Raw genomic sequence first — 23,194 nt, 5'->3', positions numbered from 1 at the left:
CCCACCTCGCTGAGGAGCCTCCCGTGTTCACAGCCCGCCCCCCATCCCGCCTGCGTCCCCTCGTCCTCGCGGCGGTCGCCCTCGTCACCACCCTCGCCTCCCTCACCCTCCCGGGACAGTCCGACCGGGCCGAGGCCGCCATCGGCCCGCTCACCTGGCAGGACGAGTTCAACGCCCCGGCCGGCACGCCCGTCGACCAGAACAAGTGGCGCTTCGACATCGGCGGCGGCGGCTGGGGCAACAACGAGCGGCAGTACTACACCAACAGCACCAGCAACGCGGTGCACGACGGCCAGGGCAACCTCGTCATCACCGCCCGCCGGGAGAACCCGGCCAACTACCAGTGCCACTACGGTCGCTGCGAGTACACCTCGGCCCGGCTGCTGACCGCGGCGACCTTCACCCAGACGTACGGCCGCTTCGAGGCCCGTATCAAGATCCCGCGCGGCCAGGGCATCTGGCCGGCGTTCTGGATGCTCGGCACCGGCGGCGGGTGGCCCGACGCCGGCGAGATCGACGTCATGGAGAACATCGGCCGGGAGCCGAACACCGTCTACGGCACGGTGCACGGGCCTGGCTACTCCGGTAGCGGCGGCATCACCGGCAGCCGGACCCTCGGCAGCCCGCTCGCCGACGGCTTCCACGACTACCGGGTGGACTGGGAGCCGGGTGCGATCACCTGGTACCTGGACGGGGTGCAGTACCACCGGGTCGACCCCGCCCGACTCGGCGGCAACCGGTGGGTGTTCGACCACCCGTTCTTCATGATCCTCAACGTGGCGGTCGGCGGTAACTGGCCCGGCTACCCGGACGGCTCCACCCAGTTCCCGCAGCAGATGCTTGTCGACTACGTCCGGGTGTCGAGCTACACCTCCGGCGGCGGCGACCCGGCGCCCGGCACCACTCGGATCCGGGGAGCGCAGAGCGGGCGCTGCATCGACATCCCGAGCGCCAACCCGGTCGACGGCGCCAAGCTGCAGATCTGGGACTGCAACACGACCGCGGCGCAGGCGTGGACGTTCGCCTCCGACGGCACCGTGCGGGCGATGGGCAAGTGCATGGACCCGGCCTGGGCCGGCACCGCCAACGGCACCGAGGTCAACCTGGTCAGCTGCAACGGCAATCCGGCCCAGCGCTTCACGCTCAACGGCGCGGGCGACCTGGTCAATCTGAGCGCCAACAAGTGCGTGGACGTGCGGGACGCCAACCCCAACAACGGCGGCAAGCTGCACCTGTGGGACTGCCTCGGCGCGGCCAACCAGAAGTGGTCCCGCTTCTGACGAGGCCGGCACGAGCGGTGGGCCGTCCGGGAACCGCTCCGGACGGCCCACCGCCGCGTGCGACATCTCCGCCCACCGGGTCAGCCTGATTCGGTCGATGGACCGGGCGACCACAAACCCGACCGCTATGTTCGGTTTAATCCAGATATAGCCGTTACGGGAGTGAGCCCATGTCGCACCACCTTGACACCCCCCTCGCCGCCCAGGGCGGTCAGCTCTACATCGACGACCTGTACGTCTTCAACGGCGACCGCACCACCGTGTTCGTCATGGACGTCAACAGCTCGGTGACCAAGGCCGACATCAAGCGCGGCTTCCACGCCGAGGCCCGCTACGAGTTCAAGATTCACTTCAACGGCTCGGACCTGGAGGAGCTGGCCTACCGATTCGCGTTCGGCGAGCCGGACGGCAACGCCACGCAGACCCTGGAGCTGTACGAACTCACCGGCGCGGACGCCCGCGATGACGCCGCCATGGGAACCCCCATCGCCCAGGGCAGGACCGGCGAGGTGACGACCGGGCAGCGCGTACGGATCTGGGCGGGCCGGATCACCGACCCGTTCTACGTCGACCTCGACGAGCTCGCCACGATCAACGGGGCGGTCAAGAACGGCGCGCGGGTGGACCGCTCGGCGTGGCGGGTCGACCAGGCCAAGAACAGCTTCGCCGGCACCACGGTCGAGTCGATCGTCCTGGAGGTCTCCCACGACGAGCCGCTGCTGCGCGAGGGCACCGAGATCGGCGTCTGGTGTCGGACCCTGCTGGCCACCGACGCGGGCGGGTGGCGGCAGATCAACCGCGCGGGCCACCCCATGATGTGGCCCATCTTCTGGCCGCACGACACCGACTTCTCAGACCCGGCGAACTTCCGGCACCCCAGCCAGGACCTGCCCGAGGACGGGAAGGAGATCGCCACCGCGGTCGCCGGGGTCGTCGCGGCGAACGGCACCGCACCGGACCCGCAGGCGTACGGCTGGAGCGTCGCCCGGCAGCTATACCCGGACGTGCTCTCGTACACCGTCGGTACGGCCGCGAACTACGGCTTCGCGGTCCGCAACGGCCGCACCATGGCCGACAACGCGCCCGAGGTGATGTTCTCCCTGGTCCTCAACACCGGCACCACCTCGGGCCTCACGCCCGACGTCACGAAGGCCGCCCGCGCCGACGCGTTCCCGTACGTGGTGCCGGCCTGACCCGCATCCCATGGGCGATTCACGACGACGCGCCTAAAGCGGACCGACCTCCTCGGTCACGCCGAAGAGGTCGGTCCGCAGGCGGTGCGGCGGTCAGCCCGCGATGTCCCGTGGGTCGCGGCTGCGCGGGTACGTGTTCTTCTCCCCGATCGTGCCGTCCTGCTTCTTGATCACGTGCTCGACGCCCCGGTCGGCTGCCATCTCGCGCCCCTGCGCCTGCGCGTCGGCCTTGGAGTCGTGCGTGCTGCTGGCCCGATCGTTGCCCTCCGGACGGTTCTTCCACTGCCCGTCTTCCTGGTACGTGTCGACGTCACCCTTGACCATCGCCGGCTCCTTCCCTGCGTCCGAACTGTCACCAGTCCAGTGCCCCGAGCCGTGGTGGACAAACCCGTGGTCCTCAGGAGACGGCCGGGCAGTTCTCGCTCACCCGCCGAAGTATCTGTTCGCGTTCGTCGGTGGTGATGCCCGACGGCGTACCGCCGAAATGGGTCTCGACCTTGTCCCAGCCGCGTCGCTGCTCGTAGTGCAGGTGCGGAGCGCCGGATTCGCCGGTGCTGCCGAGCCGCCCGATCTGCTCACCCTGGGCGACCTTCTGACCGACCTCGACCAGCGGCGGTTCGAGCAGGTGCAGGTACTGCGTCTCCCACTTGCCACCGTGATCGATCTTCACCCAGTAGCCGCCGCCGCGACCGCGCGGGCCTTCCGGATTCTCCGGCGTACGCCCACCCAGCGAACCGTTGATGCCCGCCACGGTGACCGTGCCGCCGTAGGACGCGAGCACCGGACGCCCCCACGCCTCGCCCTCGGTGGGGAACAGGTCGACGTCGAAGTCGTCGTGACCGGGGTAGGTGCTGAGCTGCCACGTCTCACCGCAGGCGACCGGCATCTGAAAGAGCGGACGGGGACCGGCCGGCCGCAGCAACGGCACGACCACCACGGCGACGCCCAGCACGGCCGCCGCCACGACGAGCGCGAGAAGGACGGGGATCAGCCGGCGGCGGATGCGGCGGTGGCTGCGGGCTCGGGTGGGGCGGCCGGTCGTCACCGGCCCGAGCATGGCAGACGCCGGCAACGCCGCGATCGCGGGTCGCGCTCATACCCAGGTGACATTGCAGTTGCATCGTAAAGGAGCTACGGTGGTTGCGATGCAGTCGCATTGCAACTGGGGAGGCGGCATGTCCGTTATCGCGTTGTCCGAGGTGACCGCCGAGATGGTCGACCTGGTCGGTGGCAAGGCAGCCGGGCTGGGCGAGTTGATCCGGCGCGGCGAACGCGTCCCCGAGGGTTTCTGCGTCACCGCCGAGGCCCATCGGCGGGGCGTCGTCCCGGCGGCGGAGATCATCGCCGCGTACGGGCGACTCGGGGCCGGCCCGGTGGCGGTGCGCTCCAGCGCCACCGCCGAGGACCTGCCGGACGCCAGCTTCGCGGGACAGCAGGACACCGTCCTCAACGTCACGGGCGGCGCCGAGTTGATCGCCGCGATCGGCCGGTGCTGGGAATCGCTGCACAGCGACCGGGCGACCGCCTACCGCGAGGCCCGCCACATCGAGCACCGCGAGGTGCGGATGGCGGTCGTCGTGCAGCGCATGGTCACCCCCACGGCGGCGGGGGTGCTCTTCACCGCCAACCCGCTGACCGGCTGCCGCGACGAGATGGTGGTCGACGCCGCGCCGGGTCTCGGCACCACAGTCGTGGACGGCGCGACGGCCGTCGACCACTACGTCCTCGACGGCGTCGCGCGGCACGACACGGGGTGCCTGACCGCCGCGCACCTGGAGCGACTGCGGGCCACCGGTGAACGGTTGCAGGACCACTTCGGCTGCCCGCAGGACGTGGAGTGGGCGATCGACGCGGACGACGTGCTGTGGTTGCTGCAGTCGCGCCCGATCACCAGCCTGTTCCCCCTGCCACCGGCCACCGGCAAGCCCCTCCCCCGCGTCTTTCTGGAGTTCGGCCACGTCCAGGGCATGCTGCAACCGGTCACCCCGATGGGCATGGCGACCCTGCGGGCGCAGATCACCGCGATGCTCGCGGCGCTCGGCGTCCGGGTGGAGATCGTCGACATCGGCGGCCGCCTCTACGGCGACCTGACCGACCTGGCCAGGAGCCGGTCGTCCCGCAGACGGCTGGTCAAGCTCATGGCTGTCGACTTCGGCCCCCGGGCACAGGCGGTGATGCAGCACGTCCTGGCGGATCCGCGATTCGCCCCGACCAGCGGCGGCACCGGACGCGGTGCGGGACAGGGCGCGGCGTCGCTGCGGACGGCCGGCCGCGCGGTGGTGGGGATCGTACGCGCGCTGGCGCGCCCGGACGCCGCACGGATCCGGATGTTCGAGGCGATCGAGCAGCTCAGAGTCCGGTCGGTCGCCACCGACGACCTGCGGACCGCGGCCGACCGGCTGCGCTTGCTCGAAGCGCGCGACGACAGGGACGACAGCGACGCCATCATGTGGCCGATCGTCGCCGGGATGCTCGCCGCCGCGTTGCCGGCCACGCTGCTCAAGGGTGTCGCCGACCCGGACGAGATCCACGCCGTGCTCGGCGGGATGCCGCACAACGTCACCATCGAGATGGACCTGGCGCTGTGGCGGCTCGCCCAGGGCGTGGGTGAGCACCGACGACTCCTGCTGGACACCCCACCGGACGAGCTGGCCGCCCGCCACCTGGCTGCAACGCTGCCCGACATCGGCATGGCCGACTTCCTGAACGCGTACGGCCACCGCGGTGTCGCCGAGGTCGACGTCGGCGTGCCGCGCTGGGCCGAAGACCCCACACCGGTCTTCGCCGCGCTCGCCAACTACCTGCGTGTCACCGATCCGGGGCAGGGCCCCGACCAGCGCTTCCACCGTGCCGCGGCGGCGGCGGAGACGGCGCTGGGAGAGCTGGTCACGCGGGCCCGTCGGCGGCGGCCGGTGCGCGGCCTGGTCGCCGGGTTCCTGCTGCGCCGGGCCCGTTCGATGGCCGGCCTGCGCGAGGCCGGCAAGTTCGCCGGGTTGTACCCGCTGCGGGAGAGACGCCGACAACTGCTGCTGATCGGGGCGGACCTGACCGACGCCGGGCTGCTGGAACAGCCGGACGACATCATGTTCCTGACCCTCGACGAGGTGCGCGCCGCCGTACACCAGGATGTTGATCACCGCGGCGCCGTCGCGTCCCGGCGGGCCGTGCACCGCCGGGAGCTGCGTCGCCGGTCGGTGCCGGTGGCGTTGCTGTCCGACGGCACCGACGTCGAGACCGTCCTGCCTGCGGCGTCCGCCCTGGACGGGACGCTCGTCGGCGTGGGGGCGTCCGCAGGTCGGGTCACCGGCCCGGCCCGGGTCGTCCGCGACCCGGCCACCGCCCACGTCGAGCCCGGCGACGTCCTGGTCGCCGCGACCACGGATCCCGGTTGGACCCCGCTGTTCCTCACCGCCGCGGCGCTGGTCACCGAGACCGGCGCGATCATGGCGCACGGCCCCACGGTGGCCCGGGAGTACGGCATTCCCGCCGTCATCTGCGTGCCGGACGCCACCCGGACGATCTCCACGGGGCAGCTCGTCACCGTCGACGGCGGCGCCGGCGTCGTGACCGTCCACTGACCACCACCTGAACCCCGAGGACGACGAGATGACCGACACGAGGACGCCGACCAGGGCGAGAGTGGGACCGCTGTTGCGTCGGGCGGCCGTGGCCGAGGCCGCGATGTGGCGCAGCCTCTACGTGTGGGCGCGGCGTCGTCCACTGCCGTTGGGGCCCGGCGGCGAGGCGTTCGGCTACCTCGGCGTGGTCAAGCCGATCCTCGGCATCTTCATCGCCCTGTCGGTCGTCGAGATCCCGATCTTCGACCTGATCGTCACCCACGTGGTGCCGTGGCGGCCGGCCCGCTGGATCGTGCTCGGCCTGGGCATCTGGGGCGTGCTCTGGATGGTCGGTCTCTACGCCAGCATGACCATTCATCCACACGTCGTGGGTGACACCGGCCTGCGGGTGCGGGTCAACTCGGGCATCGACATCTGGATCCCCTGGGCAGACGTCGCGGCGCTGCGCAAACGCCACCGCTCACTGCCCTCCAGCAGGTCCGTCCAGGTCGAGCAGGAGGGTGACCGGCGGGTCCTGCACCTCTCGGTCGGCAGTCAGACGAGCATCGACGTCCTGCTGCGCCGGCCGACGACCTTCGACCTGCCCACGGGCCGGTCCGCGCCGATGGACGAGCTGCGGCTGTACGCCGACGACCCCGACGGTCTGCTGCGCAGCGCCCGGGGCACGCCCGCGCCGGAGGCTGACCGCCGCACGACGGCGGCTCCCGGCCACCCACTGTGAAACGATCGAGGTCATGCCCAAGAAGGTCGATCACCAGCAGCGACGCACCCTCATCGCGGACGCGTTGATGCGGGTCGCCGCGGACCAGGGCCTGGAGGCGGTCAGCCTGCGCCACGTGGCCACCGAGGCGGGCGTGTCCGCCGGGATGGTCCAGCACTACTTTCGCACCAAGGACGAGATGATGGCCTTCGCGCTGAGCGTGGTCCGCGAACGCAGTCAGATCCGGGTCACCGAGGCGGTGGCGGGCCTGGGCGAGAATCCCTCTCCCCGGCTGCTGCTGCGCACGATGATCGCCGCACTCCTGCCGCTCGACGAGCACACCCGCGACGACGGTCGGGTGGCACTCGCGTTCCTCGCGTACACGGCGGTGCGGCCGTCGGCCGCGCCCAGCCTGCGCGAGGACACCGCCCAGCTCACCGCGTTCATCGCCAGCGTCCTGCCCGCCGGCCGTGGCGACGCCGCCGCGACGGGACTGCTGGCGCTCATGGAGGGGCTGGGCGTCCACCTGCTCGGTGGGCAGTACACCGCCGAGCAGGCCCTTGCCGCCCTGGACGCCCACCTCGACCTGCTCTTCGGCACACCGGCGACCACCTGAGCGTGTCTCCTCCAGGATTGCGCCATCTGGACGGCCGTGGCACTGTGCGGAACGTCGGTACCGGGAGGGGCGAGCGCGGATGTTGACTCTGCACAGGGTGTCGGTCGGCTACGGCGACACGCCCCCCGTCCTCCGGGACGTGTCGGTGACGGTCCGTCCGGGTCGGATGCTGGCGTTGACCGGTTCGTCGGGTGCCGGCAAGACCACCCTGCTCAACGCGATGGCCGGGCTGCTGCACCCGCGGGAGGGCACCGTGACAGTGGACGGGCAGGCGCTACGCGACCGTGATCACGGGGTCGAGCACCGGATCGTCCTCGTCCCGCAGGACAACGGTCTGGCCCCGATCCTGACCGCGACCGAGAACCTGCAGGTCGCACTGGTCGCCAGCGGCGTGGCAGCGCCGGAGGCCCGCCAGCAGACCGCCGCGATGTTGGATCGGCTGGGCCTCTCCGGCCAGGCTGACCAGATGGTCGAGGAGCTGTCCGGCGGCCAGCAGCAACGTACGGCCATCGCTCGCGGTCTGGCGCTGCGCGGCGGCGTGCTGCTTGCCGACGAGGTGACCAGCGAACTGGACGCGGGCAATCGGCAGCGGATTCTGGATCTGCTGCACGACGAGGCATGCCGGGGTGCGGCCGTCGTGTTCGCCACCCACGACCCGGAGGTGGCCGCCGCCTGCGAAGCGGAGCTTCACCTCGTCGAGGGCCGGGCGGAGATCGTCCGGAATTGAGGAACCTCCCGTAACCGGCAGGTCTCAGTCCACTCGCAGGGGACGGTGAGCGTAGGGCTTCGCCGATACCATCACCGTCAATGCTGACCATCATCTGGGCAGCGCTCGCGGCCCGCCGGGCGCAGGCCACGGCCGTGCTCCTGCTCGCGTTGCTCGCCAGTGCCGCCGCCGCGGCCGCACCGAGTTACGTCGCCGCAGCCGGGCAGGCCCTGTGGCGCTACGAACTGTCCACCGCGCAGCCGAACGAGCTCCGGGTGCGACTCGCCGAGCCCGTCGAATATCCGGGGATGCCCGGCGATCCCAACAGGACGCTGTTCGCGGGCAAGGTCCGGGAGTTGACGCCGGCCGGTTTCGACGTCGTCCTGGGCGCCCAGAGTGGCGGTGTCGCTGCCGGCCGTGCCGGCACGGTGACCTCGAACCTCACCTATCGGGCGGGGGTCTGCGAACGGGTCACCGTGACCGGCGCCTGCCCCCGGGCCACTTCGAGGGGTCAGCTCCCCGAGGTCATGGTCAGCACGCACACCGCGGCGCGGCTCGGTGTCGTCGTCGGGGATCAGTTCACGTTCGGCGCGGTGCCGGTGCGCGTGGCCGGCGTCTACCAACCGCTGGACGTCAAGGATCCGTTCTGGCTTGGCGAGGAGATCATTCGGCCACCCGCGGCGGACTCGGCCAGCGGGTCGATCCCGGGCAGCGCCGAGGACGCCATCTTCAGCGCCGAGTCCGCACTCCTCGTCGACGATCAAGCGATCCTGTTCCGATCGACGGCTGATCTCTACGCCACCGAGCAGTTGTTGGACAGCCGATCGATACCGGACCTGCAGGCGACGCTCGCGGTGCTGAAGCGCGACGGGGGCCGTGCGGGTTACGGGGCCGGCACCAGCCTGCCCGGCCTGTTGGATCGCGTCACGCTGCAACGCGGGCAACTGGCCGACGGCGTGGCGCTGGGCGCGGGGCTGCTCGTTCTGCTCTGCTGGCTGGTCCTCTTCGTCGCGGTCGGTTCGGCGGCGGACCAGCGGCGACCGGAGCAGGGCCTGCTCCTGCTCCGTGGCGTACAGCGCCGACGCCTGTGGGCGCTGGCGATCGGCGAGCACGCCGTGCCCGTCCTGGTCGCGATTCCCCTCGGCTGCCTGGCCGGTCTGGGCGCTGCCACACTGCTCGCCGCGCACACCCTCCCGACCCACGTCGACGTCGCGGTGGACGCGACCACGATCGGATTCGCCACCATCGGCGCCGTCGGCGCGTTCGCCGCGGTGCTGCTGGCCCAGGCTCGGATGATGTCCGCGCCGGTCGTCGACCTGCTGCGCCGGGTGCCGGCACGGGTACGAGGGTGGCGGGCGACCATCGGCGACGTCGTCGCGGTGTCCATCGCCGTGGCCGCCGTGGTCCAGTTGCGCTCCGGCGGATCGCCCAGTGGCCTGGCGCTGGTGGCGCCGGTCGCCGGAGCGCTCGCCGCAGCTGTACTGCTGGCGCGGGTCGCGATGATCGCCGGCGCCGCAGTGGGTGCGGCGCTGCTCGCGCGCGGCCGGACGGCGGTCGGCCTCGCTTTGGTGCAGGTGGCCCGGCAACCACGGTTCCGGCCCCTGATCGCCCTGCTCACCGTGGTCGTCGCCATGCTCGCCTTCACCGTCGCGACGAGCGAGGTCGCTTCGGCCGCCTACCGCGACCGGGCGGTCGTCGAGGTCGGCGCGCCCCGCGTCGTCGAGGTCGACGCGACGTCGCGCTCACACCTGTTGACCGCCGTGCGGGCGGTTGATCCCGAGGGCAGATTCGCGATGGCCGCGGTGGTGTCGGGTTCCCCCGCCGCAGCCGGCACACCGCTGTTGGCCGTGGACTCGGGCCGGCTCGCGACGGTGGCCGCGCCGCATCCGTCCTACGGCGCGTCCCTGGCGGACATCGCCCGAGACATCCACCCGCCCGCGCCGGGGACACCGGTGCGGCTGCGGGGTGGACAGCTCATCATGGCGCTCTCCGCCGACTTCGACGCCGAGGTCTTCGCCGGGAACCGGGTCCGCCTCGCGATCACGATCTCCGGGAGGAACGGCACCCGGGTGGTCCTCCTGGTCCTCCCCCGCGACGACATCAAGCCCGGCCGGAGGGATTACGACCTCCAGGTGCCCGAGTGCGCGCAGGAATGCCGGCTGGTCAAGATCGAAATCGAAGCTCCCGTGGTGTCCGGGCAGCTCAAGGTCCAGTTCGAGGAATTGCGTGCCGCCGACGCCGACGGCCAGGGCGAGACGGTCGTGCTGACCGGCGCGCAGCTCGCCGATCCGCAACGGTGGCGGCTGCTCGATCCGGTTGACACGTTCCTCGGCGCCGCGAGCGGGCCGAAGGCGGCGCTGGCCATCGAGATCGCGGAGAACCGGCGGTCGAAGCCGGCCGGCGTCGGTGTCGTCGATGCGCCATTCCCGCTGCCCGTCTACCTGACCCGGTCGAAGGGAACGGCGGTCGGCGGCTCACACCCGTACGACGGTGTCGACGGGACACCGACCAACGGATCGGTTCGAGGTCTGGTCGACCGCCTGCCGCGGCTCGGTGGATCCGGGCTCATCGTCGATCTGGAGTACGCGGACCGACTCGCCGTCGCCAGCCAGAACGGCAACGAGGAGGTCTGGTTGGCGCGGTCGGCTCCCGCGGACATCCTCGACCGGCTTCGCGCACAGGGTCTGGTCGTGCGGAGCGACCGGACGATCGCCCACGTACGGGAGGGTTTCGATCGGCAGGGGGCGGCGTTGGCGCTGCGTTTCAACGTGTTCGCCGCGCTGGCCGGGGTGCTGATCGGGGCGGCCGGCATGGTGGCGACGGCCTCCGCCGACCAACGCGCCCGGGTGGCCATGCTGGTGGCGCTCCGTCGGCAGGGGCTGCCACCACGTGCCGTGCGTGGCGGTTACGGGTGGCCGGTCGTGTTCGCGGTGGGGTCGGGTGCACTCGTCACCCTGGTGATCTGGCTCCTCACCCGGGGCGGGCAGCGTCTGTTCAGTGACGGCCGCTCACCGGTCCCGATACCCGACTTCCCGGACGTCGGCCGGCTGCTGTTGTTCGCGGTGCCAGCCGTCATCGTGTTCGCCCTCACGGCGGTCGTGCTCGGTCGGATCGTCGCCGCCTCGGTGCGCCGCCGGAGCGGTCGATGACCGCCGCGCGGCAGGACGCGCCGGAGACCCCCGCAGAGCCGGCCGGGGGTGTGGCCGTCACCTGCCACCGGCTGATCCACATCTACCCCACCGCCACCGGTGACGTCGTCGCCCTCTCCGGCGTGGACCTGAACATCGCGGCCGGCGAGATGCTGGCGCTGGTGGGTCCGTCCGGCTCCGGCAAGTCCACGCTGGTGGCGATTCTCGGTGGGCTCATGCAACCCTCCGCCGGGCGGGTCTACGTGGGCGACCACGAGCTGTCCCGGCTCTCGGCCAAGGGCCTGGCCGCCCTGCGCGGGGCCACGGTCGGCACGGTGCTCCAGGGCGCCGAACGCAACCTGCTGCCGTACCTGTCGCTGTCGGACAACATCTGGTTGGCGCAGCGACCCGCGGCACGCCTGGCCGGACGCCGGCTCGACCCACCGGAGGCGATCCTGGAACTGGTCGGTCTCGGCGGCGCCGGCGCGCGGCGGGTGAGCGACCTGACCCCGGGGCAGCGCCAGCGGGCCGCTCTGGCGCAGGGGCTCGCCGCCGGGCCCGGCCTGCTCCTGGTCGACGAGCCCACGAGTCAGCTCGACCAGGCCGGTCGCGACGACGTGCTCGCGGCGCTGGCCACTGTCAACGCGCAGCGGGGCACCACAGTGGTCGTGGTGACCCACGACGGCGAGGTGGGTGCCCGGCTCGGCCGAGCGGTCACCATCCGCGACGGCCGGGTCGGCGCCGAGGGGCGTAACGGCCGGGACTTCGCCGTGGTGGCCGGTGACGGCACGATCCAGTTGCCGCCCGAGACGTCGGCGGCCTTCCCGGCCGGCACGTTGTTCGAGGTCGACCACAGCGACCGAGCGATCACCCTGCGCGCCGTGGCCGCCCCGTCGTCCCTCGGCGGTGACGACGGGGCGGCCAGCGCCGGCGGCGAGCCCGACCACGCCCTCTGAATGGACCCGGCCGACTCAGTTCACCGTGGCAGCGGCCCGCGCCTTGCGCTGGCGCAGCTCGTCGGCGGTCATCAGCCAGGTGGAGTTCGTCGCCCCGAGACCGAGGAGCACCTGGTCGAAGCCGTTACCGTCGTTGTCGTCGGTGTAGCAGAGGCTCACCTCGCCCCACGGGGACGCGGCGATCGCCAGGTGTTCCTGCCGACCCGTCGTGGTCTGGCTCAGGGCCTGGGCCGCCAGCCGACCGGTGGTGCTGCCGTCCGGGTTGAGGCCGCGCGCCCAGACGTCCGGGTTGGCGCCGGACACCGTCCAGCCCACCACGACGTTGTCCTCGTCGTCGATGCCGACCCCGGGCGCGACGGCCCCGGTCCCGGTGGACACCTGGACCTCACCGTGGCGGGCGGCGCCGGCAGCGGTGAACGAGCGCGCCCAGACGCCCCGGGTGCCGGTGTGGTCCGACTCCCAGCCGACGGTGAAGTCACCGGCGAACGTCGCCGCGACCGACGCCCGCTGCTGCTGCCCGCCGCTCTGCGCGTTGGCCGTGCGCCGGGACAGCACCACCGCGCCGTTCGACCGGGCCAGCCGGGTCAACCCGATGTTGTACGAGCCGTTGGCGTCGGCGTCCTCGTCCCAGACCACCAGCGCCTCGCCGGAGGCGGACACCGCCACGTCGGGGCGGTGGTGCGAGCCGGTCGTCTGCGAGGCCGTCACCTCGTACGCCTTGGCGGTGGCGGCGGTGAAGCCGGCGGCCTTGACGGTGGCCGGAGCGGTCGCCTGCACGTCCTCCCAGACGACGGTGAAGCCGACGCCGGCGGTGGTGGGCGCGCCGTCGGGGTCGACCGCCACCTTCGGCCAGATCTGCTGCCCGGCGTCGCTGGCGTTGGCCTGCCCCGAGCCGAGGATCGCACCGGCGGGTGACACCACCCGGTACTGGATGTTGTAGACGCCGTTGCCGTCGCCGTCGGCGGCCCAGACGACCACGGTGTTGCCCCGGTCGTCGAGCCCGACGTCCGGGCTGATGTGCCGCCAGGCGGCCCCGCTGGTGCCACCGGTGGAGAGCTTCAGCTCGTAGCCGGGTGTGCCGTCGCGGAACAGGCGCAGGTAGATCTCGCTGTGGGTGTCGTCCTCGGGGGCGCTGCTGTCCCGGTCGTCCTCCCAGGCCACCGCGACCTGACCGTTGCGGTTCATGGCGATGGCGGGCAGGTCCTGGTCGCCGGTCGCCACGCTGTTGGCGGTGGTCCAGGTGATCGCCTCGGCGGTCATGGCGGTCGGGGCGGGCGCCACGACGGTCGGGGCCAGCAGGGACGCGGCGAGCAGTGTCGTGAGTGCGGTCATGGGGTGCTCCTTCTACCCGGCCTGCAGGCCGGGCTGGCCGTCGAGGATGACGAACGAGCGCACCGTCGACGCGGGCGCGTCGTGCTCGGTCACCGTGTTGACCGCCCGGAAGTCCGCGCGGACCTGGCTGCGACCGATAGTGGTACGGACGTAGCCGCGCCCGTCGGAGTAGAACTTCAGGTGCGGGTTGGTCGCCGCGTTCGGGATGGTCGTGCTGCCGGTGCCGTTGCCGGTCGAGGTGATCGAGGTGCAGACCAGCTCGGTGCCGATCGTGGCGGACGACGGGTTGGCATAGTCGGCCTTCAGCTCGTTGGCCCACGACTTGTGCACGTCCCCGGTGAGCACGAGCGGGTTGCGCACCCCACGCTGCTGCCAGCCGGTCTGGATGCGGCTGCGGGACGCCCGGTAGCCGTCCCAGGCGTCCATGTTCGCCGCCCCGCTCGCGTCGTACTGACGGGCGAAGAACACCTGCTGACCGAGGATGTCCCAGGTGCCGTAGTGCTGGGCCAGACCGTCCAGCAGCCACGCCTCCTGGGTCGCGCCGGTCAGCGACCGGGAGGCCAGGTCCGCGTCCGCGCAGACCTTCCAGCCGTCACCACAGGCCTGGTCGTCGCGGAACTGCCGGGTGTCGAGCATGTGGAAGGTGGCGAGCTGACCCCACCGGACGCGGCGGTACAGCGGGATGCTGTTGCCGCTCGGCGCGGAGGCCGGCCGCAGCGGCATGTTCTCGTAGTAGGCGCGGTACGCGGCGGTGCGCCGGGCGGTCCACTGGGCTGCGGTCAGCGTCGGGCTGCTGTCGGCGCGGACCATGTTCGCGTAGTTGTTCTCCACCTCGTGGTCGTCTGGCACGACCAGCCAGGGCGCGGCCGCGTGCGCCGCCTGCAGGTCCGGGTCGGACTTGTAGAGGGCGTACCGGCGGCGGTAGTCGGCCAGCGACACGATCTCCGCGCCGACGTGCTGGCGCACGGCGGAGGTGTTGACGCCACCCTCGTAGATGTAGTCGCCGAGGTGCAGGATCAGCCCGGGGTTCTCCTCGGCCATCCGCCGGTACGCGGTGTAGTAGCCGGCCTCGTAGTGGGCGCAGGACGCGAAGGCCATGACCAGGTCGCGGCCGAAGGTGCCCGGGGCCGGCGCGGTCCGCGTACGTCCCACCGGGGAGATCTGCCCCTGGGCCCGGAACCGGTAGTGGTAGTCGGAGTCGGCGGCGAGGCCGCCCGCGACGACGTGCACCGAGTGGGCGTCGGCGTAGCGGGCGACCACCGAGCCGGACGCGACAAGCGACGAGAAGCGGTCCGTCGTGGACACCTGCCACTCGACCGTCACGTCGGCGTCGGCCATGCCGCCCTGCCCGTCGGCGTTGAGCGGCGAGGGCGCCAGCCGGGTCCACAGGACCACGCTGTCGGACGCCGGATCACCGGACGCCACACCGAGTTTGAAGGGGTACGGGACCGCGGCGCGGGCACCCTGCCAGGGTGTCACCGCGGCGCCGGCGGCAGCGAGTCCACTGAGGACGGATATGCGACGGCTCAGCCTTGTCATGGTCCATACCTTCGAGGCCGTCGATGAACGGCGAAGGCTGCGGCGCGGAAGCCGACGTGACGGGACGTCGACCGCGGCAAGGCGGTCAGGTGTCCTGGCCGCCGAGGTTGGCGGCCGGGCCGTCAGGTCAGCGGCGACGGCGACTCGGCACCGGGGATCAGCAGTTTCGGCGTACCGGACCCGTCGGCCGCGACGCTGAAGACGTCGGGCCGACCGTCGCTCTGGCGCAGTGTGTAGGCCAGCGTGGCGTCGTCGAGCCAGGCCGCCTGGTCGTCGACGCTGGTGGTCTCCGCCGTCGCGGTGACCCGCCCGGATGCCAGGTCGAGGACCGACAGCCGCCAACCCTTCGTCGGGTCGGCGTCGATCGCCTCCTTGAAGGCGATCCGGGTGCCGTCGGGCGACAGCGACGGGCACTCCACGTTCGTCCGCATCGTCTCGACGGTCCGGGCGGCCACGTCGCCGCGCACGAGGTACCGCCTGCCGCCGGTGGCCATGGTCGCGTAGAAGTGGTTGTCGTCGGCGGTGAAGGTGACACCCCAGTAGTTGATGTCGGGGCTGCGGTAGCCGCGACCGTCCCGCGTGACGGCGAACTCCTCCAGCGACGTCACGGTGGCGCCGGTGACGGTGTCGAGGATGCCGGTGCGGGTGGAGAAGCCGCTCGCCGTGTAGGAGTCGCCCCCGACGAACGTCGTCCAGGAGACCATCCGGCCGGAGGCCGAGACCCGGGCCCGGTTGGGCAGGCCGGGCACGCTGAGCGTCCGCTTCTGGCGCAGCGCCGCGTCGAGCACCACGACCTGGTACGACCACGCCGTCTCCGGCCGCAGGCAGACACCGGTGCCGGCGGCCGCGTACACCCGCAGGCATTCCAGACCCGAGACGGTACGCGGCCCGGCGGGATCGGCGGTCGCGACGCTGGAGACGTACCGGTCGGTGATGGCCAGCAGGCGCGGGCCCGGCGCCAGTGTGACCGCCTGGTCCCCGGCGGCGGTCGGCGGCGGGGTCCGGGCCGGCTCGGCGGCGATGGCGGCGTAGCCGGCCGCCACGCTGGCCAACAGCACCGCGCTGGCGGCCACCACGCCGAGCTTCGCCCGGGTCGACATCGCGCTCATGGGGACACCTTCCGGAGACTGGGGCGGAGCGGGGAGGCCAGCAGGAGCACGGTGACGACCAGGACGCCGACGACGGCCACGGCCGCCACCCGGACCGCTGTCTGCGGCCCCCACGCCTGCCAGGCCAGCCCGAACAGGACCGAGGAGACGAGGTACGCCAGCGCCTGCCCGGTCTGGACCAGCGCGATCCCGGTGGTCCGTAGCCGTGGTGGCAGCACCGGCCCGGCGAGCGCGATGAGCACGCCGTCGGTGGCCGCGTAGAACGCGCCGTACAGCGCCAGCGTCAACGCGAGCGCCGGCCAGCCGTGCGCCGGCCCGGACAGCAGCAGGTAGGTCGCGCCGAGGGCCACGTAGCCGCCCACCACCACCGGCAACCGCCCGATCCGGTCGGCGAGCACGCCGAGGGGTGCGGCGAGCACCAGGTAGGCCAGGCTGGTGCCCACTGCCAGCAGCGGGAACCACCGCAGGCCAAGGTCTTCCCGGCGCTGGAGCACCAGGTAGACGAAGCCGTCGCCGATGGTGGCCAGCCCGAGCATCGTCGCGGCCAGCAGCAGCCGACGGGCGGGCCGGCTGCGCAACAGGCCGAACGCCTCGCGGACGGAGACCCGGGGCTCGTCCGGCCCGTCGGCCGGCTCGCCGGTCGGTCGCTCCCGGACGAACAGCACGAGCACGACGACGGCCAGGACGGCGACGCAGAAGCTGGTGACGAAGACCGCGTCGTACGACTGCCCGACGACCAGCAGGACGGCGAACGCGGCGAGCGGCCCGAGGAACGCGCCGACGCTGTCCATCGCCCGATGCACCCCGAACGCCCGGCCCAGGGCCTCGGGCGGGGTGGAGAGCGTGATGAGCGCGTCGCGGGGCGCGCTGCGGACACCCTTGCCGATCCGGTCGACGGCGATGACGGCGCCGATCGCCGGCACCGACCGGCCGGCGAGCAGCAGGCCGAGCTTGGCGACGGCAGAGAGCGCGTAGCCGACGCCGGCGACCAGCTTGCGCCGCCGGAACCGGTCGGCGAGGAAGCCGCCGACGACCCGCAGCAGCGCGGTGGCGCCCGTGTGGACCCCGTCGAGCACGCCGAAGGCCACCGGGCTGAGTTGCAGGCCCAGCACCAGGTAGAGCGGCAGGACGGCGGCCACCATCTCGGCCGAGATGTCGGTGATCAGGCTGACCGTGCCGAGCGCGACCACGTTGCCGCTGACCAGCGCGAGCCGTCGGCGTCGTGGACCGGCGTTGGGCGGGTCGGTGACCGGCCGGGAGACGGACGACAGGTACACGCGCATCTCCTCTGATCGGTGGGCGACGGTCAGCCATCGTGACGATCCGGTCGGGGGCGTCACAAGGGACCGCGAGGGGCGGACAAACATGCGGTGGGTGAACATCGGAGAAACATCGAGATGTTTCGTTGCTTGAGCGTACTGTTCACCTGGCGGCAGTCCGCCGGTTCATCGACCTTCCTACATTCCTTGCGCTTTCCACCCGCAACGAAGGGGTCCTGGATGGACATTCGAATCGCCCGCCCACCGGTCACGATCGGGACGGTCGCGGTGCTCGTCGCCGCCACCGCCGCCGTCGTCCTGACCGGCTCGGGCGCGGCCTCCGCGGCGAGCGTGACGTTCACGCCGGTCGCCGACACCTACGTCCAGAGCGACACGGCGTCCACCAACTACGGCACGTCCACGCAGATCGTGGTCGACAACTCACCCGCACGGCGGATGTTCCTGCGCTTCACGGTGAGCGGTGTCAGCGGCACGGTGACCAGCGCCAAGCTGCGGCTGCGCACGATCAGCGGCAACAGCGGCAGCGACGCCGGTGGCACGTTCCGGACGATGTCCAACACCACCTGGTCGGAGACCGGCACGACCTGGAGCAACCAGCCGACGATCGACGGGGCCACCCTCGGGTCGCTCGGCTCGGTCGCCGGCAACACCTGGTACGAGGTCGACGTCACCTCAGCGGTCACCGGCAACGGGACCTTCAGCTTCGGCGCGACCTCGACCAGCGGCGACGGCGCCTACTACGACACGCGGGAGAGTGGAGGCGACGCCCCGCAGTTGGTGGTCACGACCGGCACCACGACACCGCCGTCGGGCGATCCGGTCCTCGTCGGGGCCGGTGACATCGCCACCTCCGGCTCCGGTGACACCGCCACGGCGGCGCTGCTCGACAACATCTCCGGCACCGTCTTCACGACCGGCGACAACGTCTACGACAGTGGCACCGCGTCCCAGTTCGCCAGCTACTACGAACCCACCTGGGGCCGGCACAAGGCGCGCACCCGCCCGTCACCGGGCAACCACGACTACAACACGTCCGGCGCGACCGGTTACTACAACTACTTCGGCACGACCGCCGGCCCGAGCGGTCGCGGGTACTACTCCTACGATCTCGGCAACTGGCACATCGTGTCGCTGAACTCGAACATCAGCATGTCGGCCGGGTCGACGCAGGAGCAGTGGCTGCGCGCTGACCTGGCGGCCACCAGCAAGCCGTGCACGCTGGCGTACTGGCACCACCCGCTGTTCACGTCCAGCTCCAACCACGCGCCGTCGACGTCGACCCGCCCGCTGTACCAGGCGCTCTACGACTACAACGCCGACGTCGTGGTCTGGGGCCACAACCACGTGTACGAGCGGTTCGGCCCGATGAACCCCGCCGGCGGCTACGACGCCAGCCGGGGGATGCGCAGCTTCGTCGCCGGGATGGGCGGTGCCGACCACTACGGCTTCGGCACCATCCAGCCCAACAGCGAGGCCCGCAACAGCTCGGCGTTCGGGGTCCTGAAGTTCACCCTGCACTCCGGCAGCTACGACTGGCAGTTCGTGCCGGTCGCCGGACAGACCTACAACGACAGCGGCACCGGCGCCTGCCACTGACCGCCTGATCCCGCCGCCCCCGCTACCGGGGCGGCGGGGTCACCCGTCGCAGCGGCGCGCGACACCGCAGCACCCGCGGCACCTGCAGCACCTGCAACACCCGCACCGCCCCCACGCGGGCACCCCTCACTGGGCGCGGCGACTCGGCGCTGCGGCAGGCGGCACTGCGGCGCGGCACGACGCTGCGGCAGGCGGCACGACGCTGCGGCACGGCGGCACGGCGGCACGGCACGGAGGCAGGCGGCACGGAGGCAGGCGCTGCGGCGCTGCGGCGCTGCGGCGCTGCGGCGCTGCGGCAGGCGGCGCTGCGGCGCTGCGGCAGGCGGCGCTACTGCCGGCGGCCCAGGGTTCCGTGCGGTTCCCTGTAGAGCTGCCCCAGATATGGGCCACCCACCCGCCCGGTGCGGAAGTCGTCATGCCGGTCGAGTTCGCGGACGATGTGCAATCGCCAGCAGCACAGACCCTGCCCCTCGCCAACCGCACGCCAGGCCGCAGACGAAGGACCACACACCCATCACGACACCTCGCCAATGCAGATCTTGGACAGTTTCCGTTACGAAAGAACGGAAACTGTCCAAGATCTGCGGCATCAACAGCCCGACGACGCCGTCCGTCTCTACGGCGGGCCGTTTATGGACCGCGAAAGGGCGGCGTGACCGCACCGCCGTCGCCACCAGCACGACCGTCGCCACCAGGACGGCCCTTGCAAACCGGCACGGCCGTCGCCACCGAACGACCGTCGTCACCAGGACGGCCGTCGTCACCAGGACGGCCCTTGCAAACCGGCACGGCCGTCGCCACCGAACGACCGTCGTCACCAGGACGGCCGTCGTCACCAGGACGGCCGTTGCCGGCACGGCGGTCGTCACCGGCGTGACCGCGAGCCCTGTTGCGTGCCGCGGGGTTGCCGCCCCATATCTGGGGCAGCTCTACAGCGCTTGAGGAAGGTGGGGCCGACTCCGGCAAGGCGGTCCCGGCATCGGCGCGAGCCTCCGCCGGCGGCGACGCGGCGCGGGCTTCCGTGGGCGCCGCAGCGCGGAGTCGACGTGGCCGGGCAGCCGAACGCCCGCACCGCCGAACGCCCGCGCTGCCGAACGCCCGCGCTGCCGAACGCCCGCGGCGCCAAACGCCCCGCGGCGCCAAACGCCCCGCGGCGCCAAACGCCCCGCGGCGCCTAACGACGTGTGCCCCTGCCCGTGGGACGGGTAGGGGCACACGTGTGCAGTGTCGTCGTGTCAGCGGGCCGTACCGGCGCGGCGCTTGTTGTAGACGTCGAACGCGACGGCGACGAGCAGGACGAGCCCCTTCACCACCGACTGCGTCGACTGGTCGATGCCCATCAGCTGCATGCCGTTGCTCATCACCGCCATGATCAGACCACCGACCATCGCGCCGACCACGGTGCCCACGCCACCGGTCACCGCCGCGCCGCCGATGAACGCCGCGGCGATCGCGTCCAGCTCGAACATGTTGCCGGCTGCGGGCTGCGCCCCGTTGGACCGCGACGAGTAGATGACGCCCGCCACCGCCGCGAGGAAGCCCATGTTGACGAACATCCAGAAGTTGACGGTGCGGACCTTCACGCCCGACAGCGCCGCCGCCGAGAGGTTGCCGCCGATTGCGTAGACCTGGCGGCCGAAGACCGTACGCCGGGTGAGCAGGCCGTAGACGAGCACCAGCACGGCCAGGATGATCAGCACGATCGGCAGCCCTCGGGCGTGCGCCAACTGCCAGGCGAAGTACATGAGGACCGCGCCCACCAGGACGACCCGGGCGACAAACAGCGGGAACGACTCGACCGGCTGCTGGTAGCGGATGCGCGCCAGGCGGGTGCGGAAGCCGCTCACCGCGTACCCGGCCACGGCGAGAGCGCCGATGAGCAGCGTGAACGCGTCGAAGCCCTGACCGCCGAGCAGCCCGTTGAGGAAGCCCGCCGCGACCTTCTGGTATTCGGCCGGGAAGGGCGACAGGGAGATGTTGTCGAGCACCTGCAGCGTGAGGCCCCGGAAGAGCAGCATGCCGGCCAGGGTCACGATGAAGGCCGGGATGCCGGCGTACGCCACCCAGAACCCGTGCCAGGCGCCGACCGCGACACCGACGGCCAGTGCCGCCACGATGCCCACCCACCAGGGGTGGCCCTGCTGGATCACCAGGACGGCGGAGACCGCGCCGGTCAGCGCGACCACCGAACCCACCGACAGGTCGATGTGCCCGCCGATGATGAGAATGACCATCCCGATCGCGAGCACCAGGATGTACGAGTACTGCAGGACGATGTTGGTGATGTTGCCGGGACTCAGCAGCACCCCGTCGGTCAGGAGCGCGAAGAGCGCGACGATGACGACCAGGGCGACGTAGATCCCGCTCTGCCGAAGGTTGTTCAACACCAGCGCCCGCAGGTCGCTCGTCCCACTGTGCAGGGCGGCGGCGGGTGTGCTGTCCGGGGGCGTCGGGCGCTCCGTCGAAGGGGTTTTGATGCTGGTCATCCGACGAGCTCCTTGTCCTTGGTCATCAGCTCCATGAGGCTCTCCTGGGTCGCCTCGCCGACCGGCTTCTCGCCGGTGATCCGGCCTGCGGCGAGGGTGTAGATGCGATCGCACATGCCGAGCAGCTCGGGCAACTCCGACGAGATCACGATCACCGCCTTACCTGCGGCCACCAGCCGGTTGATGATCGTGTAGATCTCGTACTTGGCGCCGACGTCGATGCCCCGGGTGGGCTCGTCCAGGATCAGCACATCCGGGTCGGTGAACAGCCACTTCGACAGCACGACCTTCTGCTGGTTGCCCCCGGAGAGCTTGCCGACCACCGCCATGACGCTGGGCGTCCGGATGTTCATCTCCTTGCGGCTGGCCTCGGCAACCTTGATCTCCTCGTTGCCGTTCACCCAGCCCAGGTGGGCCAGCCGGTCCAGGGCTGCGGCCGAGACGTTGCGCCGGACGTCGTCGATGAGGTTGAGGCCGTAGCGCTTGCGGTCCTCGGTGACGTAGGCGATGCCGTTGTCGATGGCCTCTGCGACGGTACGGGCGTTGACCTCCCGCCCGCGCACGAAGAGCTTGCCGTGGATGTCGCGGCCGTAGGAGCGGCCGAAGACGCTCATCGCCAGCTCCGTCCGGCCGGCGCCCATCAGCCCCGCGATGCCGACGACCTCGCCGGCGCGCACCGACACGCTGACGCCCTCGACGACCATCCGCTCCTGGGTCGGATGCCGCACCGACCAGTCCTCGATCCGCAGCACCTCGTCCCCCGGCGACGAGACGCGATCGGGGTAGAAGCTCTCGATGTCGCGCCCGACCATGCCCCGGATGATGCGCTGCTGACTCACGTCGGCGGCGCCCATGTCCAGGGTCTCCACCGTGCGGCCGTCGCGGATGACCGTGGTCGAGTCGGCGATCGCGGTGATCTCGTTGAGCTTGTGCGAGATCATGATGCAGGTGATGCCCTGCTCCTTGAGCTGTCGCAGCAGGCCGAGCAGGTGAGCCGAGTCGACGTCGTTGAGGGCGGCGGTCGGCTCGTCCAGGATGAGCAGGCGCACCTTTTTCGACAGCGCCTTGGCGATCTCCACCAGCTGCTGTTTGCCGACGCCGAGCTGGATGACCGGGGTGACCGGGTTCTCGTGCAGCCCGACCGACGCCAGCAGCTCGGCCGCCTCGGCGTTGGCCCGGTTCCAGTCGATGAGCCCGCCACGGCCTCGCCGCTCGTTGCCGAGGAAGAGATTCTCGGCGATCGACAGGTAGGGCACCAGGGCGAGTTCCTGGTGGATGATGACGATGCCGTTGGCCTCGCTGTCCCGGATGCCCCGGAACTGCATCGGCTTGCCGTCGAAGAGGATCTCCCCGTCGTACGAGCCGGAGGGGTGGACGCCGGACAGCACCTTCATCAGGGTGGACTTGCCGGCGCCGTTCTCACCGCAGATGGCGTGGATCTCCCCCCGGCGCACCGCGAGGCTGACGTCCTCCAGTGCGGTCACCCCGGGGAACGTCTTGGTGATTCCACGCATCTCGAGGATGGTGTCGTCCATTGTCACTGTCCTCTGTCGGGTCTGGACGCGGTCCGTCACGGCGTCGGGGGGGGGGGGGGGGGGCCCCCCCCCCCCCCCGGCGCGCCCCCCCCCCCCCCCGCGGGGGGCGCCCCAAAGACACCCCCACAAAACCCAGAGAAAAACACCGCGCCCAAAAACA

17 protein-coding genes are annotated in these 23,194 nt (G+C 71.6%); 9 read left to right on the top strand and 8 right to left on the bottom strand.

Going from position 1 to position 23,194, the window contains the following annotated elements; all coding sequences use genetic code 11:
• Window positions 1–23: 23 nt before the first annotated feature.
• A complete protein-coding gene (locus ABZT87_RS14950; protein ID WP_354855029.1) occupies window positions 24–1,280 on the top strand; it encodes a family 16 glycosylhydrolase in 1,257 nt (418 codons plus the stop codon).
• A gap of 170 nt (window positions 1,281–1,450) precedes the next feature.
• Window positions 1,451–2,473, top strand: a complete 1,023-nt coding sequence (locus ABZT87_RS14945) for a DUF4331 family protein (RefSeq protein WP_354855028.1) — start codon at window positions 1,451–1,453, stop codon at window positions 2,471–2,473.
• A 93-nt stretch (window positions 2,474–2,566) separates the two neighbouring features.
• On the opposite strand, the gene ABZT87_RS14940 is transcribed toward ABZT87_RS14945, so the two are convergent.
• Both ABZT87_RS14940 and ABZT87_RS14935 read right to left on the bottom strand, forming a co-directional pair.
• Complete coding sequence (locus ABZT87_RS14940; RefSeq protein ID WP_007457642.1) at window positions 2,567–2,797, bottom strand: DUF2188 domain-containing protein; 231 nt, start codon at window positions 2,795–2,797, stop codon at window positions 2,567–2,569.
• 73 nt (window positions 2,798–2,870) lie between these two features.
• Entirely contained in the window at window positions 2,871–3,530 is a 660-nt protein-coding gene (locus ABZT87_RS14935) for a M23 family metallopeptidase (protein ID WP_355136472.1), read from the bottom strand.
• A 118-nt stretch (window positions 3,531–3,648) separates the two neighbouring features.
• Here ABZT87_RS14935 and ABZT87_RS14930 point away from each other — a divergent pair, with 118 nt between their 5' ends.
• The 6 genes from ABZT87_RS14930 (at window position 3,649) to ABZT87_RS14905 (ending at window position 12,157) form a co-directional block, all read left to right on the top strand.
• Entirely contained in the window at window positions 3,649–6,051 is a 2,403-nt protein-coding gene (locus ABZT87_RS14930) for a PEP/pyruvate-binding domain-containing protein (protein ID WP_355135967.1), read from the top strand.
• 28 nt (window positions 6,052–6,079) lie between these two features.
• Window positions 6,080–6,772 (top strand): hypothetical protein, encoded by a 693-nt coding sequence (locus ABZT87_RS14925; protein ID WP_355135965.1) that lies wholly within the window; start codon window positions 6,080–6,082, stop codon window positions 6,770–6,772.
• Between the two features lie 13 nt (window positions 6,773–6,785).
• Window positions 6,786–7,367, top strand: a complete 582-nt coding sequence (locus ABZT87_RS14920; RefSeq protein ID WP_355135963.1) for a TetR family transcriptional regulator C-terminal domain-containing protein — start codon at window positions 6,786–6,788, stop codon at window positions 7,365–7,367.
• A 79-nt stretch (window positions 7,368–7,446) separates the two neighbouring features.
• Entirely contained in the window at window positions 7,447–8,094 is a 648-nt protein-coding gene (locus ABZT87_RS14915) for an ATP-binding cassette domain-containing protein (protein WP_355068930.1), read from the top strand.
• An 80-nt stretch (window positions 8,095–8,174) separates the two neighbouring features.
• On the top strand, window positions 8,175–11,222 hold the full coding sequence (locus ABZT87_RS14910; protein WP_355135961.1) for an ABC transporter permease: 3,048 nt from the start codon (window positions 8,175–8,177) through the stop codon (window positions 11,220–11,222).
• Window positions 11,219–12,157, top strand: coding sequence for an ATP-binding cassette domain-containing protein (locus tag ABZT87_RS14905; protein WP_354855022.1), 939 nt, complete (start codon window positions 11,219–11,221; stop codon window positions 12,155–12,157). Before ABZT87_RS14910 ends, ABZT87_RS14905 begins: the two co-directional genes overlap by 4 nt.
• Window positions 12,158–12,172: 15 nt before the next feature.
• Here ABZT87_RS14905 and ABZT87_RS14900 read toward each other — a convergent pair whose 3' ends face one another.
• From ABZT87_RS14900 to ABZT87_RS14885, 4 genes are all read right to left on the bottom strand, one after another.
• Window positions 12,173–13,489, bottom strand: a complete 1,317-nt coding sequence (locus tag ABZT87_RS14900; protein WP_355135959.1) for a hypothetical protein — start codon at window positions 13,487–13,489, stop codon at window positions 12,173–12,175.
• 12 nt (window positions 13,490–13,501) lie between these two features.
• Window positions 13,502–15,028: an alkaline phosphatase D family protein gene (locus tag ABZT87_RS14895; protein WP_355135957.1), complete on the bottom strand. Its 1,527-nt coding sequence runs from the start codon at window positions 15,026–15,028 to the stop codon at window positions 13,502–13,504.
• A gap of 122 nt (window positions 15,029–15,150) precedes the next feature.
• A complete protein-coding gene (locus tag ABZT87_RS14890; protein ID WP_355135955.1) occupies window positions 15,151–16,137 on the bottom strand; it encodes a hypothetical protein in 987 nt (328 codons plus the stop codon).
• A complete protein-coding gene (locus ABZT87_RS14885) occupies window positions 16,134–17,414 on the bottom strand; it encodes an MFS transporter (protein WP_355135953.1) in 1,281 nt (426 codons plus the stop codon). Before ABZT87_RS14885 ends, ABZT87_RS14890 begins: the two co-directional genes overlap by 4 nt.
• Before the next feature lie 222 nt (window positions 17,415–17,636).
• Here ABZT87_RS14885 and ABZT87_RS14880 point away from each other — a divergent pair, with 222 nt between their 5' ends.
• A complete protein-coding gene (locus ABZT87_RS14880) occupies window positions 17,637–19,013 on the top strand; it encodes a DNRLRE domain-containing protein (RefSeq protein WP_355135951.1) in 1,377 nt (458 codons plus the stop codon).
• A gap of 1,235 nt (window positions 19,014–20,248) precedes the next feature.
• Here the strand turns inward: ABZT87_RS14880 and mmsB are convergent.
• The gene (gene mmsB, locus ABZT87_RS14875; protein WP_354855015.1) at window positions 20,249–21,499 is read right to left on the bottom strand and encodes a multiple monosaccharide ABC transporter permease; all 1,251 of its coding nucleotides are present in this window, start codon (window positions 21,497–21,499) and stop codon (window positions 20,249–20,251) included.
• Window positions 21,496–23,034, bottom strand: coding sequence for a multiple monosaccharide ABC transporter ATP-binding protein (mmsA, locus tag ABZT87_RS14870; protein WP_355135949.1), 1,539 nt, complete (start codon window positions 23,032–23,034; stop codon window positions 21,496–21,498). Before mmsA ends, mmsB begins: the two co-directional genes overlap by 4 nt.
• Between the last annotated feature and the right edge of the window lie 160 nt (window positions 23,035–23,194).

Origin of the sequence: Micromonospora sp. NPDC005237, from assembly GCF_040607775.1 — a bacterium.
Taxonomy (GTDB): Bacteria; Actinomycetota; Actinomycetes; order Mycobacteriales; family Micromonosporaceae; genus Micromonospora.
Note: the sequence above shows the minus strand (reverse complement) of the source record. Positions and strands in the feature narration are given on the sequence as shown.

What these genes read in the sequence shown, in the direction of transcription:
- ABZT87_RS14880 (WP_355135951.1), top strand. Translation starts at nt 17,637, where the DNA reads ATGGACATTCGAATCGCCCGCCCACCGGTCACGATCGGGACGGTCGCG.
- ABZT87_RS14890 (WP_355135955.1), bottom strand. Translation starts at nt 16,137, where the DNA reads ATGAGCGCGATGTCGACCCGGGCGAAGCTCGGCGTGGTGGCCGCCAGC.
- ABZT87_RS14935 (WP_355136472.1), bottom strand. Translation starts at nt 3,530, where the DNA reads ATGCTCGGGCCGGTGACGACCGGCCGCCCCACCCGAGCCCGCAGCCAC.
- ABZT87_RS14915 (WP_355068930.1), top strand. Translation starts at nt 7,447, where the DNA reads ATGTTGACTCTGCACAGGGTGTCGGTCGGCTACGGCGACACGCCCCCC.
- ABZT87_RS14900 (WP_355135959.1), bottom strand. Translation starts at nt 13,489, where the DNA reads ATGACCGCACTCACGACACTGCTCGCCGCGTCCCTGCTGGCCCCGACC.
- ABZT87_RS14940 (WP_007457642.1), bottom strand. Translation starts at nt 2,797, where the DNA reads ATGGTCAAGGGTGACGTCGACACGTACCAGGAAGACGGGCAGTGGAAG.
- ABZT87_RS14910 (WP_355135961.1), top strand. Translation starts at nt 8,175, where the DNA reads ATGCTGACCATCATCTGGGCAGCGCTCGCGGCCCGCCGGGCGCAGGCC.
- mmsA (WP_355135949.1), bottom strand. Translation starts at nt 23,034, where the DNA reads ATGGACGACACCATCCTCGAGATGCGTGGAATCACCAAGACGTTCCCC.
- ABZT87_RS14920 (WP_355135963.1), top strand. Translation starts at nt 6,786, where the DNA reads ATGCCCAAGAAGGTCGATCACCAGCAGCGACGCACCCTCATCGCGGAC.
- ABZT87_RS14945 (WP_354855028.1), top strand. Translation starts at nt 1,451, where the DNA reads ATGTCGCACCACCTTGACACCCCCCTCGCCGCCCAGGGCGGTCAGCTC.
- ABZT87_RS14895 (WP_355135957.1), bottom strand. Translation starts at nt 15,028, where the DNA reads ATGACAAGGCTGAGCCGTCGCATATCCGTCCTCAGTGGACTCGCTGCC.
- ABZT87_RS14905 (WP_354855022.1), top strand. Translation starts at nt 11,219, where the DNA reads ATGACCGCCGCGCGGCAGGACGCGCCGGAGACCCCCGCAGAGCCGGCC.
- ABZT87_RS14925 (WP_355135965.1), top strand. Translation starts at nt 6,080, where the DNA reads ATGACCGACACGAGGACGCCGACCAGGGCGAGAGTGGGACCGCTGTTG.
- ABZT87_RS14930 (WP_355135967.1), top strand. Translation starts at nt 3,649, where the DNA reads ATGTCCGTTATCGCGTTGTCCGAGGTGACCGCCGAGATGGTCGACCTG.
- mmsB (WP_354855015.1), bottom strand. Translation starts at nt 21,499, where the DNA reads ATGACCAGCATCAAAACCCCTTCGACGGAGCGCCCGACGCCCCCGGAC.